Origin of the sequence: Polynucleobacter sp. MWH-UH2A (assembly GCF_018687195.1) — a bacterium.
Lineage (GTDB): Bacteria > Pseudomonadota > Gammaproteobacteria > Burkholderiales > Burkholderiaceae > Polynucleobacter.
On the sequence record NZ_CP061321.1, the window covers coordinates 359,089 to 373,749 of the forward strand.

Genomic DNA, 14,661 nt, shown 5'->3' on the forward strand with positions numbered 1-14,661 from the left:
TACCATGTTATCTATTAAGAATCTTGAAGCAGGCTACGGAAAAGTCAAAGTACTCCACGGCATCAATATTGATGTGCCTAAAGGGCAGGTGATCACCTTGATTGGCTCCAACGGTGCTGGCAAAACCACAACCATGCGTGCCATCACCGGCATGATCAAGCCTACTGCGGGCGAAGTCAGCTTGGGCGGTGAAAAAATTGATGGTTACGACTCTCATAAAATTGCGCGCTTAGGTTTAGCCCATAGCCCAGAGGGTCGTCGCGTATTCACTACCATGTCGGTTACCGACAATTTGTTGCTGGGCGCATTTCCACGCTTCACTGGAAGCCGTCCAAAAGGCGATATCAAGAGCGATTTAGAAAAAGCCCTAGAAATGTTCCCTCGCTTAAAAGAGCGTCGTAATCAATTGGCGGGCACATTATCTGGCGGTGAGCAGCAGATGTTGGCAATGGCTCGCGCAGTGATGTTAAATCCAGAGATCATTCTCTTAGATGAACCTTCAATGGGTCTTGCGCCAATTTTGGTGGAGGAGGTTTTCAAGATCATTTCTAATCTGAAGTCTCAAGGCGTGACCATGTTGTTGGTTGAGCAATTTGCTGCAGCGGCTTTAAATGTTGCCGACTATGGTTATGTATTGGAGAACGGCAAGATTGCGACTCATGGCCCAGCAGCCAAACTCAAAGACGATCCCGCAGTTAAAGCAGCGTACTTGGGTGGAGCAGGGGGTCACTAAGTTACATCTATTGATGGATGGTCATCAATAATAAAAAAGCCCTTTTTTAAGGGCTTTTTTATTTCCTAATTTTTAATTAATTGGAAAACCCACCTTCAGAATGTATTCATTCACACTATGGCTATCCCATACTCGCGCATTCGAGCATTCAGCTTCACCTCCACCCATGCAGGTTCCGCCAGCCAACTGGTAACGCCATGCACCAGTGACCCACCAGTCTTTAGCTGCATAGTGTAGATTGGGGCCAATAAAGGTTGCGCGCTGAACTTGATTGCGTAAGTTGAGTTCAGAATAATCATTATGAAAGCGTGCCTCAACACCAGCTGACCACTTTGGAGCAAAACGATAGCTTGCGCCAACCAAGATGTCGAGCATTGATTCTGGGACGTTGCCGTTTTCAATAAATTTCAGGCGCTCATTAGCAACCACGATATTGCTGGCGACCACCAGGCGATCATCAATAAAGTTTGATTGCAGCAAGAGTCGCGCTTCGATCTCATCTTTATTTCTTCCCCAGCTAGGCTCAAGGTAGAGTCCTACACCAACGGGCGAAGTGACGGGATTGGTAATGCGATAAATTGCCTCTAGAGACCCACCCTCAATACCACTTTTTCTATAGGCCGTGGAAGGATCATGGGAGGAGGGAACGCCATAGCCACCGGTACAACTCGCGGCATCTTCACAAGCTTCTGGGTTGGTGTAGTTTTGGTTGGCGCTGGTGTAATAAGAATTAATGTAGCCAGCGATTTGTAAATCGTTGGTGAGGCCGTACTCCAATTCTGTTCTTGCGGTCCAGGCTTCGTAGCTTCCTGCAGCTTGCTGTTGATTGAGCTGTAGGCGTTGCTCGAATTCTAACGTTCCTTTGGGTTGTAAATCGAGTGTATAGATCCAGCCAAATACGCCTTCACCAGCATTGGCAAAAGAGAAGTGCAAGGTGGCGGCAAGAAAAAGGCTGAAGGCCAAAAGTCTTTTGATAGTGAGTTTCATAGAGGATCGTCATCTTTTTGAGAGTTGATTGAAAGTGTTCGAATGGGTAATTCGAATCGGATTTCAATATAACAAATCAAATAAGAATGATTCTCAAGTAGGTATAAGACCATTACTCAATAAATGGCTACTTGAATGTGGGATTACATCGTTTTGTTGTTTTACTTATTTCTTGTAACTTGTAAGATGCACATATGGATTCACAAGCATTAGAAAAATTGGTTTTAATGAAAATGCCATTTGGCAAACATGCAGGTCGTGCGATAGCTGACTTGCCTGGAAATTATTTGGCTTGGTTTGCGCGTGAAGGATTTCCGAAGGGCGAGCTTGGTGAATTGCTGGAGTTAATGCATACCTTGGATCACAACGGCTTACGCGGCCTCTTGGCGCCTATTCAGAATGCGCAAAAATTGCAAAAAGCCCACGAGGTACGAGATTAATTTGCTTTTGATCGAATGATGACGGTTACACGCTTGCGCTCGTAAGTGACTCCAGGGGTATCTGGCGGACTGCTTTGACTAAGCTCAACTGTTACCTGGGTTTGTGACTGGAGCAGAGTAGCGATACGATGGGCAAGATCGGCATTCTGGTCATATTGAATCTGAATGCTAGCAACTTTGCCTGAGCGAATGCTGGTCAGAATGGCATTTACCTTCTCAGCCGAATACACATCAAAAAATACGGGATACCAGCCACCGATGGAGTTCGCAGTCTGAGTCTTATTGCTTTGAGTTGATATAGATTGCACAGTTTGGGTAGTTTGAATCGGCAACTGAAAGTCAATCCCAGTTTTACTCACTAACTCTGCATAAGAAATTGGTGGCGTCATCAATGCGTCATTGGAATTTTCAATCCAAAAAGCCCACGCCAGATTTTTGCTGGGGTCATATACCAATTTATATAAATGACTCGGTATCGTGACATGACCTCTACCTATGCTTCCTTGATTGCCGGTTGAGCCAGTAAAGACATAAATATCGCCTGTAGCTCGTTTGGCATAGTGTCTAGTTGGCTCTTCTACATTCTTAGCCCAAATACCCTGATTATTTTGTCTAGCCTGCGGCATCATATTGGCCAGAGAGAATGATTGAGCCATAGCCCTCTCATTACTCATATCGCCTGCTGGGGCGTTGTGGCCTCGGTCGTAGCCGCTGCCCCGATAGTCAGAGAGAAGGGCTCTTTCTGAGAAGGGAAGTCGAGCCTCTTCATAGAACTGGTTGCTTCTGCGTGGATGCGGAGCCATTAGCTGCTCTCGATTGAGCTTCTCCACAACATAGATAGGTTTCTTGTCTTGAGTAGAGTAATAGATCGCAAAACTATCAAAGCACAGGTCGCGACCCACTTGAGGGGCAGTAGGAATGCGTTGATTGGGAAAGAGGTCCTTGCAGTTATCAAATAGCGCAAAGGCGCTTAGCGGCGTGAGTAAGTATCCAACTAGGCCAATGAGGCTAATGAAGTGAAATAAGACAGATGATTTGCGATTTGGATTCATTGCCCATAAGTGTAGGGCTAGCCAAACCATCAGAGCTTGGCATTCGCCTTAGAGCTAGTGTGAAATCAATGAAATTTCTTGAACATGTCAGCCTCTGAGCCTTGATGAATCATGCTCTGCAGCAATTATGGCCAGTAACTACCGGTAGAAAAGAAAGCAGACCTAGATACTAGATGTATGGTTTTTAGGGGTCAATTTTGGTTTCAAATAGTAAAAAAGTCAGAAATCAGGCAATTTTTTATAAAATGAAATTAGTGCCCCCTAACATCTATAAGTAATTGATTTATATGTACTTATTGTCTAATTTAGATCACTTATTCGGGAACTCCCGTATTTCAACAACTAAAAGTTATTGAAATCTTTTTCTTTATTCTTGACTTGATATAAGAACCTTTTTAGGATGACCCATGTTTTTAATATATTGCGATGCAACATAAAACAGTTAGGCAAGTGTCTTGAGTGTTTTTGAGAGTCGCAAATCAGTGAATGAGTAAATGTGTAACGAACAATTTGAGTGAAATGCAGGGGTCGCAACCAGCGATGTTGGCTGCGAAAGACCTGTTAGCCCATGCTATGGCTCCGGTTTACCGAGTCATTAATGGCTTGCTCGTTGTTACGGTATTTATGGTGGTTGGCCTTTGGCTTTCTGGCAATGGCACCAACGCTGGCGCCTTTGACTTGGCCCGCATATTAGTTCCAGACGAGGCACGTCACATCGTGTGGAGCAATGGCTTTGGCATGCTCGATCAATACAAGGGTAACGAGAATGTCGCTACAGCCTCTGATACGGATATCGCTTCAGTGATTTATCAAAAATCAGGCCAGCATGCTTCTGGATTGGCGAGCGTGAAGCAGCAAACGGTTGCTTTGTTGATGCCTTCAGTAGCGCAAGTGCAAGTGAAGTCTATTTCTCATTTGGCTGATCGCATTCCAGCATCTAAGTTAGATCCCCAGGCGCTGGATAGCAATCTAATGGGCTCTATTCAGAATCAACGCGCTGTGGCGGACTTCTTTGAAAAAAAATATAGCCTCGATCGCAACAAGATTGAGGAATATGTTTCGAATACGATTTTGATTGCCAAAGAAGTCAATATTGATCCTGTGTTGTTGCTTGCAGTCATTTCGGTGGAATCGAATTTCAATCCAAATACTAAGAGTCAGGCTGGCGCAGAAGGTCTCATGCAAGTCATGACTTCAGTACATCGTGAAAAATATGCCTTGTATGGCGGAACTCAGCAGGCTGTGAAACCCGAAGTGAATATTCGTGTTGGCGCTTATATTCTGAAGTACTTAATTGCTACAGCGGGTTCATTGCGTAATGGTTTGAAGTATTACGTTGGCGCTGCTAACGCCGAAGATGATGGCGGCTATGCTGACAAGGTATTGGCAGAGCGCAATCGCTTGATTGGTCTGTGCCAGACCAAATCTATCAATCGCCTAACCTTGAACGGAAAGTCTATTCGTTCTTAATGGTTCGTCTGTATTGCTAGGACTAGATTGCAGATAAAAAACCACCCTCGGGTGGCTTTTGTTTTGAATACGTACTACCGGTCAAGCTGCTTGTAGAGTTAGTTCACTCCATGTAGCTCAACATCAAATACGAGGGTTGCATTGGGTGGAATAACACCGCCAGCACCGCGAGCGCCATAGCCCATCTCTGCTGGAATGATTAGGGTACGCTTGCCGCCAATCTTCATTCCGGCAACACCTTGATCCCAGCCCTTAATGACATGCCCAGCACCCAATGGGAAGCTAAACAGTTGGCCGCGATCGAGTGAGCTATCAAATTTTGTGCCTTTATGGTCTGGCGCATTTTCATCATAGAGCCAGCCGGTATAGTGCACGTCAACGTGATTGCCGGCAGTGGCTTCTTTGCCATCGCCAACAACGGTATCAATTTTCTGGAGTTCAGACATGGTGTATTCCTTAATGTATCTATTTCTATAAGTTCAAATGACTGGCTAGTATAGGCGTATCAGACTTCACTTGTCTTGCGATATTGGAGGCCAAGCCAGATGAGTGCAATTGCCGTAATCGTAGCGGGAATGAGTGATCCTAAATTCAGAATATCCCAGCCTTGGGAGGTAATAAGGGCGCCAGACCCAAAGGAAGTAAATGCCATCGTGCCGAAAACAAAGAAATTAATTGCCGCCTGAGCTTTGTCACGTTCATTTGGTTTATAGGCTGTCATAGCCAATGAGGTGGAGCCGGTGAATAGAAAATTCCAGCCCACACCAAGTAAAAAGAGGGCAATGAAAAATTGATGCAGATCAGTGCCACTCAGGGCGATAAAAATACAAATGAAATTGAGGCTGACACCGAGCCCCATGATTTTGAGGGCGCCAAAACGTTGGATAAGTGTCCCTGTAAAAAAGCCGGGCGCGAACATGCCAATGACATGCCACTCTAGTACCAAGGCAGTGTCTGAAAAGGGTAAGCCACAAATTTGCATCGCCAATGGTGTGGCTGCCATGAGGAGGTTCATAACGCCATAACCCAGTGCTGCGCCGATGACCGCTACTAGAAACACAGGTTGGCGCAAGATGCTATTAAGGGGTCTGCCATCGGAGAGTGCATGTTGGGTTTTAAATTCTTCAGGAAAATGAATGAACTGCATCACTACTATCCCGATGAAGGCTGCAATAGACAAAGTGAGATAAGCGCCTAAGAAGGCGGTCTCAAACAAATTGCGAGTCCATGAGGCGAGATTAGGTCCGATGACGGCGCCCAAAATACCGCCCGCTAAAACCCATGAGACAGCCTTATCTCTCTGGCTCACTTCAGTGAGCTCTGCTGCCGCAAAACGATAGAGCTGACCATTCGCACTGTAATAACCAGCGATAAATGTCCCTAGGACTAATAACCAGAAGTTTTTGCTCAGGGCTGCATAAGCGCAAAGCAGGGCTGACAAAGCAGCCACCAATAGTCCAAGTTGGAAGGAAATTTTCCGTCCAAAGTGATTTTGTGACTTTGCTACCAGAGAGGTGGAGAAAGCCGCGCCGACAACATAGCCCATGACTGGCAAGGTTGCCATCCAGTTAGCGGGGGCCAGGCTATAGCCAACTAGACCGTTAATAGCGATAAAAGTGACATTATTGGTCAGAAATAAGCCCTGGCAAATAATGAGCAATATCAGGTTCTTATTGAGGAGGGGGTGCTGGTTGCTGGGCATGGCTTGCAGTTTACGAGGAAATGACTGCCGCTGCCGTCTCGGTGGATTCCCTTAAATTGGGCTCTATATGCGGTTTTTGGATGAAAAACCTCAATGAATGCCAATCCTGATGATTTAAAATTGAACCCTCGCCTCATTGGCAAAAGTGTGCGTTTTAACGATAAAACACACTAACTAAAAGTGCTTTGCAAAATGCGGAATATGAGAGTGGCAGGGTAAAAACCTGACTCTGTAAATTTATCAATATTGAGGAAACGTTAATGGCTTCAGAGAAATCAAAGATTATTTACACGCTGACAGACGAAGCGCCGCTTTTGGCGACTTGCGCATTTTTGCCAGTTATTCGTACTTTCACAGCGCCAGCTGGAGTAGAGATTGTGAAGAGCGATATCTCTGTTGCCGCGCGTATTTTGGCTGAGTTCTCTGACTGTTTAACAGATCAGCAAAAAGTTCCAGATAATTTGGCCGAGTTAGGCAAGATGACTTTGCAGCCAGATACCAACATTATTAAGTTGCCAAACATTAGTGCTTCTGTGCCGCAGTTGGTTGCAGCAATTAAAGAGCTGCAAAACAAGGGTTACAAGATCCCTAACTTCCCAGATGATCCTAAGACAGATGAAGAAAAGGCGATTCGTACTCGCTACTCTAAGTGCTTGGGCAGTTCTGTGAACCCAGTTTTACGTGAAGGTAACTCTGACCGTCGTGCACCACCCGCTGTAAAGCGCTATGCACGCAAGAACCCTCACTCCATGGGTGAGTGGAGCCAAGCTTCCCGCACACACGTTTCCCATATGCATGGTGGCGACTTCTACTCCAGCGAGAAGTCCATGACGATGACTAAGGCTTGTGATGTGAAGATGGACTTGGTTACTAAGAGTGGCAAAACTATTGTTCTAAAACCAAAAGTCTCTTTGCTTGCCGGTGAAATCATCGACAGCATGTACATGAGCAAAAAAGCTTTGTGCGAGTTCTACGAAAAAGAAATTGAAGATGCGTATAAGACTGGCATGATGTTGTCCTTGCACGTCAAGGCAACCATGATGAAGGTGTCACACCCGATCGTATTTGGTCACGCTGTGAAGATTTTCTATAAAGACGCTTTTGAAAAGCATGCGAAGTTGTTTGAAGAGTTGGGCGTGAATGCCAACAACGGTATGAGCAGCTTGTATGACAAGATTAAAACTCTGCCTGAGTCTAAGCGTGAAGAAATCATTCAGGATTTGCATGCATGTCATGAGCACCGTCCTGCATTAGCGATGGTAGATTCAGCAAAAGGCATTACTAACTTACACTCTCCAAGTGATGTGATTGTGGATGCGTCGATGCCAGCGATGATTCGTGTGGGTGGCAAGATGTGGGGCGCAGATGGTCGTTTGCACGACACCAAGGCTGTAATCCCTGAAAGTACCTTTGCGCGTATCTATCAAGAAATGGTTAATTTCTGCAAGACACATGGTAATTTCGATCCAAGAACCATGGGCACCGTGCCAAACGTAGGCTTGATGGCTCAACAAGCAGAAGAGTACGGTTCTCACGACAAGACATTTGAGATTCCAGAAGCTGGCGTGGCTCGTATCGTTGCTGATGACGGTACTGTATTACTTGAGCAAAATGTGGAAGAGGGTGATATCTGGCGTATGTGCCAAGTAAAAGATGCCCCAATTCGTGATTGGGTCAAGTTAGCGGTTAATCGTGCGCGCCTCTCGAATACGCCAGCCGTATTCTGGTTGGATGAGTACCGTCCGCACGAAGCTGAGTTGATTAAGAAAGTAAAAACCTATCTGAAAGACTATGACCTTGAGGGCGTGGATATTCAGATCATGTCTCAAACTCGTGCAATGCGTTACACCCTTGAGCGTGTGATTCGTGGCAAAGACACCATTTCTGTAACCGGTAACATCTTGCGCGACTACTTAACTGACTTGTTCCCAATTATGGAATTAGGAACCAGCGCTAAGATGCTCTCGATTGTTCCATTGATGGCTGGTGGCGGCTTGTTTGAAACAGGTGCTGGTGGTTCCGCACCAAAACATGTCCAACAGTTAGTGGAAGAAAACCACTTGCGTTGGGATTCGCTAGGTGAGTTCTTGGCTTTAGCGGTATCCCTTGAGGACATCGGCGATAAGACGGGCAATCCGAAAGTGAAAATCTTGGCTCGCACTCTAGACGAAGCTACTGGTAAGTTGTTGGATAACAATAAGTCTCCTTCTCCACGTACTGGTGAGTTGGATAACCGTGGTAGTCAGTTCTACTTGGCGATGTATTGGGCAGAAGCATTGGCCAATCAAACCGAAGATAAAGAGCTGCAAGCGTATTTCGCGCCTTTAGCTAAATCTTTGGCTGAAAATGAGCAGAAGATTGTCACAGAGCTTAAAGCGGTTCAAGGTAAGCCAGCAGACATTGGTGGTTATTATGTTGCTGACTCCGAGAAATGCAAAGCGGTTATGCGTCCAAGCACAACCTTCAATGCTGCACTTAAAGCTGCAAGAGCATAAAGGCGAATGCACCAACTGTAAGCATTAGGTAGAAGCCATAATAATTTCTAATATTAATTAGAGTTATTATCAAAAGGCGAACTCAAGGCAAACCTTCGGGTTTGCCTTTTTCTTTTTAAAGTTCCGCAATAGACAAAATGCCAAAACCCAAAGATCTAGTCGAGTTAAGTTATCTGAGCGAAGCAGTCTCAGATATGTCTTTTCTTGGCTTAATGCGTCTTCTGGAGTCTGCACGAATCTTTAATCAAAAAAATGGTGTGACTGGCATTTTGTTTTATGACAACCAGCAATTTGCGCAAATTATTGAGGGTGAGCGCGCCAATGTCATGAAAGCGTGGAAACGCATCCAGGAGGATGATCGCCATCATCGGGTCGAATTATTGGAGATTCGTGAGATTTCAGAGCGGAGTTTTCCAGAATGGCTCATGCGCTTTTATGGTGGAGAAACACTCATACGAGACTATCCAGTATTGGCGGGCATGGTTGCTGGCATGGATAAGCATAGCTTGTTGCTACTAAATAAGATCCGTGCAGCCCGCGGTTAATCTAAGGTCAGCAATAAATTGCTATCAGTAGCAAAATAGACCTATTACCTTAATGGGGTCTACCATGCGTTTTATAGATAAAACCATACTTGCCAGTGACATTACACCTAGAGCTGTTTTTGAAAATCGCCGTTCCTTAATTAAATCCGCTGCAGCAGGCAGCTTTGGGTTAGCTTTGGCGCCTTGGTTTTCTCGTCAGGCCCTTGCATCAAGCCCAGAAAAGTTGGCCGCTACTTTAAATCCAGCGTATAGCGTTAAAGAAGAGCCAACGCCATATAAGTATGTCACCAGCTATAACAATTTCTATGAGTTTGGCACTGATAAGTCCGATCCCGCCGCTTATGCAAATACCCTACAGACAAAACCGTGGACCATCTCGATAGAGGGATTGGTAAAAAAGCCTCTCACCCTTGATATGGATGCTTTATTAAAGTTAGCCCCGATTGAAGAGCGCATCTATCGTTTACGTTGTGTAGAAGGTTGGTCCATGGTAATTCCATGGGATGGGTATTCCTTATCAAAGTTGATTAATAAGGTAGAGCCTTTAGGGTCAGCAAAGTATGTTGAATTTATTTCTTTGGCAGATCGCAAACAGATGCCGGGAGTTAGTAGCAATATTCTCGATTGGCCCTATCGCGAAGGATTGCGCATGGATGAGGCAATGAATCCATTGACCTTGCTTACCTTGGGTTTGTATGGAGAGGTATTGCCAAAGCAAAATGGCGCTCCTGTGCGGATTGTGGTGCCATGGAAGTATGGCTTCAAGAGCGCTAAGTCGATTGTGAAAATTCGCTTCACCGAAGAGATGCCAAAGACCAGCTGGAGTCAGTTTGATTCTCGGGAGTATGGTTTCTACTCCAATGTCAATCCACAGGTTGATCACCCTCGCTGGAGTCAAGCAACTGAGCGACGCATCGGTGACCCCAAAGGTATGTTTGCACCCAAAATCAAGACCCAAATGTTTAATGGCTACGCTGAACAAGTGGCCAGTATGTATGCGGGCATGGATCTAAAAAAATACTACTGAACACCATGAATCAACTGAAATCTCTATTGTTTGTCTGCTTTGTCATTGCCTTACATTCGCCAATCCATGCCGAAGAGTCTTCGGTAAAAACGATTCCTTCTCTTGATGTGCCTCGTTACATGGGAACTTGGTATGAGATTGCAAAATTCCCAAACTGGTTTCAGAAAAAATGCGTCAGTAATACGCAAGCAGTTTACTCAGTTAGACCAGATGGCAATCTCAAGGTATTAAATAGTTGTAAAACTGCTGATGGAGAGATCTCCCAGGCTGAAGGAACAGCAAGACAGCTGGGTGCAAAAGATTCGCCAAAACTGGAAGTGCGATTTGCTCCCGCATGGCTATCCTTTTTGCCCATGGTTTGGGGTGATTATTGGGTGATTGATTTGGATACGCAATATCAGGTCGCAGCGGTCAGTGATCCTAGAAGAGAATATTTGTGGGTTTTGTCTAGAGCCCCACAGATAGATAAAAAGACCTATGATGCATTGTTGGAGCGCCTGCACAATCAACAATTTGATATTCGCAAGCTGGAGCTCACTCAGCAAGCGATGTCGCTACAGAAAAATTAAATTGAGCATACTTTCCCTGCCTCCTGGTATCGAGGTATTCGAACGCGGCTGGCTTTCGGCCAACAATATTTTTCACTATGGTGAAAATGATGTTTCATTGGTTGATAGTGGATATTGCGCTCATCAAGCCATGACGATGAATTTGACGCGTAATGCATTAGAAAAACATGGGTTAACAACTTTGAATAAAGTTGTTAACACGCATTTGCATTCTGATCATTGTGGCGGCAATGCTGCTCTGAAGAAAGAATTTGATTGCCAAATCTATATACCTGCTGCTGAAGCTGAAGCAGTGCGTGATTGGAATGTGGATTTACTGAGTTATCAAAATTTAGGGCAAGACTGTCCGCAGTTTCGTTTTGATCAGTTATTAATTCCAGGTCAGCGCATTACGCTTGGGCGATATGTTTGGGATATCTTGGCTGCACCAGGGCATGATCCTCATTCAGTGATGTTGTTCCAAGAGCAATATGGCATATTGATTTCTGCAGATGCATTGTGGGAAGAGGGATTTGGTGTAGTTTTTCCTGAGATGTGGGGTGAGTCGGGGTTTGAGGAAGTCGCGCAAACCTTAGATCTAATAGAAGACTTACCCATCTCTTTGGTCATTCCTGGGCATGGAAAGCCTTTTATAGATGTTGCTACGGCATTGGCTACGGCAAGGACTCGACTAGATTATTTGGCGTCGGACCCTGATAGAAATGCTCGACATGGCGCGAAAGTCTTGCTGAAATATAAATTATTAGATTGGCGCAACAAAGAGCTTGCATTAGTAAATCAATGGATCTCTGAGACTCCTGCATTAAATAGTGCCGCAAAGCAGCTCAATATGAGTATGGATGAATTTAGTGCATGGCTTACTCAGGCTTTGGTAAAGTCTGGCGCTGCCACAATCGAGGATAATTGCTTAGTTGATAAAGCTTAAAGTAATCATAAAAAGATAATTAGAGGACATATGGAACATACGGTTTTAGTAACTGGCGCAACTGCTGGATTTGGCGAAGCTACTGCTAGACGTTTTTTGGCGCATGGACATAAGGTGATTGCGGTGGGAAGAAGGCAAGAACGCCTTGATGCTATCAAAGCCTCTTTGCCTGCAGATCAACAGAAAAAAATCCTTACCTTAGCTGTTGATGTTTGCGATAGTGCCAAAGTAGATAAGCTGGCTAGTGCATTGCCAGCAGAATTTGCGAATGTGTCTGTATTGGTCAATAACGCCGGCCTGGCCTTAGGCCTTGAGCCTGCACACCAAGCATTTCTGAGTGATTGGGATCGAATGATTGATACCAACATTAAAGGTTTGGTGCATATGAGCCGCGCATTTTTACCGGGCATGGTTGAGCGTAAGCGTGGTCATGTGATTAACCTTGGCTCTGTAGCAGCTAATTATCCTTACCCTGGTGGCAATGTATACGGTGGTACCAAAGCATTTGTGAAGCAATTTAGCTTAAATTTACGTGCAGATTTAATTGGTACCCCTGTGCGTGTGACTTGCATTGAGCCTGGTATGTGTTCGGGTACCGAGTTTTCAAATGTGCGCTTTAAGGGCGATGATGACAAAGCTGGCAAAGTCTACACTGGTGTGAAAGCATTGAGTGCTGATGATGTTGCCGAAGCAATTTACTGGGCAGCCACTTTGCCAAGTCACATGAACATCAATGTATTGGAATTAATGCCGGTTCAGCAAGCCTTCAATGCATTCAATATTCATCGCGGAGAAGTTTAAGACTTATTGTCTTGTTCTTTCCGACGGTAAAACTTGGGATAGACGCGCATCACTACTGGTCCGTTGAAATCCCAAGATTTACAGGTGCCAAGATAAAGGGGTGGCTTGTTTTCATCAGGATCAAATAACGCTCCTGGGATTGCTTGAAAGGCAGCTGTCGCTAAGCTATTAAGTAGCTCGCGTAAGTGTGTACAGCCTGCAATGCCGCCGAGATGGGTTTGAATCGTTTTTCTCCAGCCCTTGCCTAGGCGTTCGCCAATCAACGCAGTCATCGGCGGAATAACTTGTGGACATTCGGGATGGGGGTGTCCCACCATCGCCACCTCAATATCCTGAATCACTAATTCAGTATTGAGTGTCACTCTGACCCACATGTCATGAAAAGCTTCACCAGGTTGCCAAGTGGTGCCACCAGTTGTAAATGGCGTCGCCTTGAAATCTTTTAAATGCCCCTCAATATCCCATAAGCCATCTTCCCGTGCATAGCCCTGAAAAGTGATTTCACGGGTATGGAGTGGTGATCTAGGCTTTGGTGATGAGAGCATGGTGATGAGCTGAAGAACTAATTTGTCTAGTCTTAATGATAATGAATTGAGGCAAAACTTGCCATGCAAGCATGTCTAAACATGCTCTGTAGTATGCTCTGCAGCATATGGCAAAACCAATCTCGCTTGAAAAAATCTTATTTAGCCAAGGCTTTGGCACACGGCGTTATTGCGCAGATTTAGTCTATGCGGATTTGGTAAGAGTGAATGGGGTTTTGGCTGAAGATCCCGATGAACGAATTTCCACTGAGAGCCTCACTCTCAATGTAGACGGTAAAGATTGGGAATATCACGAGAAGGCCTACATTGCATTTAACAAGCCTATGAATTACGAGTGCTCTCATAAGACAACACACCACGCTAGTGTCTACAGTCTATTGCCTGCGCCATTTATAGAACGAGGTCTGCAATGCGTGGGGCGTTTGGATTATGACACTACTGGCTTGCTACTGATTTCGGATGATGGCCAATTTATTCATAAAATGACAACGCCAAAAAAGAATATCGGCAAAGTCTATGAGATTACTGCAGCAAGTGCGATTACCCAATCTCAGATTGACCACTTACTCAATGGTGTAGTTTTGGATGATGATCCAAGGCCATGTTATGCCACTGCTTGCCAACAGGTTTCCGAGAACGTATTGGCAATGACTATTGTTGAAGGAAGATATCATCAGGTAAAACGCATGATGGCTGCGGTTGGTAATCATGTAGCTCAATTACACCGTGCGCAAATCGGTGAGTACCTTATGCCAAAGGATTTACCGGAAGGTCAGTGGCGCTGGCTTTATCCAGATGATTTGCGCCTTCTATCTCAAAGCGTGGATGCTAAGTGAAGCCTACTCGAGTACCCAGCGATTTTGATTTTGAGAAACATCTTCCCTTGTGGAAACGGGATGCTACAGGTATTGCGATTGAGCGCAATTTTGTTTTTAAAGATTTTCAGGAAGCGTTTGCATTTATGACGCTATGTGCGCATTACGCTGAAGAAATTGATCATCACCCCGATTGGTCAAATACTTGGAATCGAGTCAATGTGCGTTTAAGTACTCACTCAGAAAACGCATTAACGCAATTAGACATTGAAATGGCTAAAGCAATGGATGCCTTTGCTGACCAAATCTAAATCTAGAAATTAATGCTCATCACCTTCTTGGTCTTCCTCATTGAGGCTCATCAAGATAGTTGCCAGTAGGCCATAGACCACTTCCGTAGAGATCATGCCATCCTCATCTAGCTCGTCAATCAGGTCATTGAGGCAGTCCTCGGTAGGCTCATTGAGTAGAGTCATGGCGCATTCGCAGCCATAGTTAAAGTCTTCGTCATTTTGGTCTTGGTGATCGTTGGGCATAGTTATCCTTAATAGAGAT

At 45.0% G+C, this 14,661-nt stretch carries 17 protein-coding genes; 11 read left to right on the forward strand and 6 right to left on the reverse strand.

Going from position 1 to position 14,661, the window contains the following annotated elements; genetic code table 11:
- Positions 1–4: 4 nt before the first annotated feature.
- Positions 5–733: an ABC transporter ATP-binding protein gene (locus tag IC571_RS01930; RefSeq protein ID WP_215317166.1), complete on the forward strand. Its 729-nt coding sequence runs from the start codon at positions 5–7 to the stop codon at positions 731–733.
- A 72-nt stretch (positions 734–805) separates the two neighbouring features.
- Here IC571_RS01930 and IC571_RS01935 read toward each other — a convergent pair whose 3' ends face one another.
- A complete protein-coding gene (locus IC571_RS01935; protein WP_215317167.1) occupies positions 806–1,720 on the reverse strand; it encodes a DUF6662 family protein in 915 nt (304 codons plus the stop codon).
- Positions 1,721–1,914: 194 nt separating this feature from the next.
- Here IC571_RS01935 and IC571_RS01940 point away from each other — a divergent pair, with 194 nt between their 5' ends.
- Positions 1,915–2,160 carry a DUF3820 family protein gene (locus IC571_RS01940; protein WP_215317168.1) on the forward strand — a complete coding sequence of 82 codons (246 nt, stop codon included), beginning with the start codon at positions 1,915–1,917 and terminating at the stop codon, positions 2,158–2,160.
- On the opposite strand, the gene IC571_RS01945 is transcribed toward IC571_RS01940, so the two are convergent.
- The gene (locus IC571_RS01945; RefSeq protein WP_215317169.1) at positions 2,157–3,212 is read right to left on the reverse strand and encodes a DNA/RNA non-specific endonuclease; all 1,056 of its coding nucleotides are present in this window, start codon (positions 3,210–3,212) and stop codon (positions 2,157–2,159) included. The two genes, IC571_RS01940 and IC571_RS01945, sit on opposite strands and share 4 nt — an antisense overlap.
- A gap of 486 nt (positions 3,213–3,698) precedes the next feature.
- Here IC571_RS01945 and IC571_RS01950 point away from each other — a divergent pair, with 486 nt between their 5' ends.
- Positions 3,699–4,682 (forward strand): transglycosylase SLT domain-containing protein, encoded by a 984-nt coding sequence (locus IC571_RS01950; RefSeq protein WP_215317170.1) that lies wholly within the window; start codon positions 3,699–3,701, stop codon positions 4,680–4,682.
- 98 nt (positions 4,683–4,780) lie between these two features.
- On the opposite strand, the gene IC571_RS01955 is transcribed toward IC571_RS01950, so the two are convergent.
- Positions 4,781–5,128, reverse strand: a complete 348-nt coding sequence (locus IC571_RS01955) for an FKBP-type peptidyl-prolyl cis-trans isomerase (RefSeq protein WP_215317171.1) — start codon at positions 5,126–5,128, stop codon at positions 4,781–4,783.
- A 59-nt stretch (positions 5,129–5,187) separates the two neighbouring features.
- The gene (locus IC571_RS01960; RefSeq protein WP_215317172.1) at positions 5,188–6,384 is read right to left on the reverse strand and encodes an MFS transporter; all 1,197 of its coding nucleotides are present in this window, start codon (positions 6,382–6,384) and stop codon (positions 5,188–5,190) included.
- Positions 6,385–6,644: 260 nt separating this feature from the next.
- On the opposite strand from IC571_RS01960, the gene IC571_RS01965 reads away from it, so the two are divergent.
- From IC571_RS01965 to IC571_RS01990, 6 genes are all read left to right on the forward strand, one after another.
- Entirely contained in the window at positions 6,645–8,879 is a 2,235-nt protein-coding gene (locus IC571_RS01965; RefSeq protein WP_215317173.1) for an NADP-dependent isocitrate dehydrogenase, read from the forward strand.
- Positions 8,880–9,016: 137 nt separating this feature from the next.
- Complete coding sequence (locus IC571_RS01970) at positions 9,017–9,424, forward strand: BLUF domain-containing protein (RefSeq protein ID WP_215317174.1); 408 nt, start codon at positions 9,017–9,019, stop codon at positions 9,422–9,424.
- 64 nt (positions 9,425–9,488) lie between these two features.
- Entirely contained in the window at positions 9,489–10,451 is a 963-nt protein-coding gene (msrP, locus tag IC571_RS01975; protein WP_215317175.1) for a protein-methionine-sulfoxide reductase catalytic subunit MsrP, read from the forward strand.
- Between the two features lie 5 nt (positions 10,452–10,456).
- Positions 10,457–11,020, forward strand: a complete 564-nt coding sequence (locus IC571_RS01980) for a lipocalin family protein (protein WP_215317176.1) — start codon at positions 10,457–10,459, stop codon at positions 11,018–11,020.
- Between the two features lies 1 nt (position 11,021).
- Entirely contained in the window at positions 11,022–11,945 is a 924-nt protein-coding gene (locus IC571_RS01985) for an MBL fold metallo-hydrolase (RefSeq protein WP_251373472.1), read from the forward strand.
- Positions 11,946–11,975: 30 nt separating this feature from the next.
- A complete protein-coding gene (locus tag IC571_RS01990; RefSeq protein ID WP_215317177.1) occupies positions 11,976–12,746 on the forward strand; it encodes an SDR family NAD(P)-dependent oxidoreductase in 771 nt (256 codons plus the stop codon).
- Here IC571_RS01990 and IC571_RS01995 read toward each other — a convergent pair.
- Positions 12,743–13,291, reverse strand: a complete 549-nt coding sequence (locus tag IC571_RS01995) for a DUF2889 domain-containing protein (protein WP_215317178.1) — start codon at positions 13,289–13,291, stop codon at positions 12,743–12,745. The two genes, IC571_RS01990 and IC571_RS01995, sit on opposite strands and share 4 nt — an antisense overlap.
- Before the next feature lie 107 nt (positions 13,292–13,398).
- Between IC571_RS01995 and IC571_RS02000 the strand changes: the two genes are divergently transcribed.
- Positions 13,399–14,127 carry a pseudouridine synthase gene (locus IC571_RS02000; RefSeq protein WP_215317179.1) on the forward strand — a complete coding sequence of 243 codons (729 nt, stop codon included), beginning with the start codon at positions 13,399–13,401 and terminating at the stop codon, positions 14,125–14,127.
- Positions 14,124–14,417 (forward strand): 4a-hydroxytetrahydrobiopterin dehydratase, encoded by a 294-nt coding sequence (locus IC571_RS02005; RefSeq protein WP_215317180.1) that lies wholly within the window; start codon positions 14,124–14,126, stop codon positions 14,415–14,417. Before IC571_RS02000 ends, IC571_RS02005 begins: the two co-directional genes overlap by 4 nt.
- Positions 14,418–14,426: 9 nt before the next feature.
- On the opposite strand, the gene IC571_RS02010 is transcribed toward IC571_RS02005, so the two are convergent.
- Positions 14,427–14,642 carry a hypothetical protein gene (locus tag IC571_RS02010; protein WP_215317181.1) on the reverse strand — a complete coding sequence of 72 codons (216 nt, stop codon included), beginning with the start codon at positions 14,640–14,642 and terminating at the stop codon, positions 14,427–14,429.
- Positions 14,643–14,661: the final 19 nt, after the last annotated feature.

Coding starts and splice junctions, on each gene's coding strand:
- IC571_RS01930 (WP_215317166.1), top strand. CDS start 5: ATGTTATCTATTAAGAATCTTGAAGCAGGCTACGGAAAAGTCAAAGTA.
- IC571_RS01935 (WP_215317167.1), bottom strand. CDS start 1,720: ATGAAACTCACTATCAAAAGACTTTTGGCCTTCAGCCTTTTTCTTGCC.
- IC571_RS01940 (WP_215317168.1), top strand. CDS start 1,915: ATGGATTCACAAGCATTAGAAAAATTGGTTTTAATGAAAATGCCATTT.
- IC571_RS01945 (WP_215317169.1), bottom strand. CDS start 3,212: ATGAATCCAAATCGCAAATCATCTGTCTTATTTCACTTCATTAGCCTC.
- IC571_RS01950 (WP_215317170.1), top strand. CDS start 3,699: ATGAGTAAATGTGTAACGAACAATTTGAGTGAAATGCAGGGGTCGCAA.
- IC571_RS01955 (WP_215317171.1), bottom strand. CDS start 5,128: ATGTCTGAACTCCAGAAAATTGATACCGTTGTTGGCGATGGCAAAGAA.
- IC571_RS01960 (WP_215317172.1), bottom strand. CDS start 6,384: ATGCCCAGCAACCAGCACCCCCTCCTCAATAAGAACCTGATATTGCTC.
- IC571_RS01965 (WP_215317173.1), top strand. CDS start 6,645: ATGGCTTCAGAGAAATCAAAGATTATTTACACGCTGACAGACGAAGCG.
- IC571_RS01970 (WP_215317174.1), top strand. CDS start 9,017: ATGCCAAAACCCAAAGATCTAGTCGAGTTAAGTTATCTGAGCGAAGCA.
- msrP (WP_215317175.1), top strand. CDS start 9,489: ATGCGTTTTATAGATAAAACCATACTTGCCAGTGACATTACACCTAGA.
- IC571_RS01980 (WP_215317176.1), top strand. CDS start 10,457: ATGAATCAACTGAAATCTCTATTGTTTGTCTGCTTTGTCATTGCCTTA.
- IC571_RS01990 (WP_215317177.1), top strand. CDS start 11,976: ATGGAACATACGGTTTTAGTAACTGGCGCAACTGCTGGATTTGGCGAA.
- IC571_RS01995 (WP_215317178.1), bottom strand. CDS start 13,291: ATGCTCTCATCACCAAAGCCTAGATCACCACTCCATACCCGTGAAATC.
- IC571_RS02000 (WP_215317179.1), top strand. CDS start 13,399: ATGGCAAAACCAATCTCGCTTGAAAAAATCTTATTTAGCCAAGGCTTT.
- IC571_RS02010 (WP_215317181.1), bottom strand. CDS start 14,642: ATGCCCAACGATCACCAAGACCAAAATGACGAAGACTTTAACTATGGC.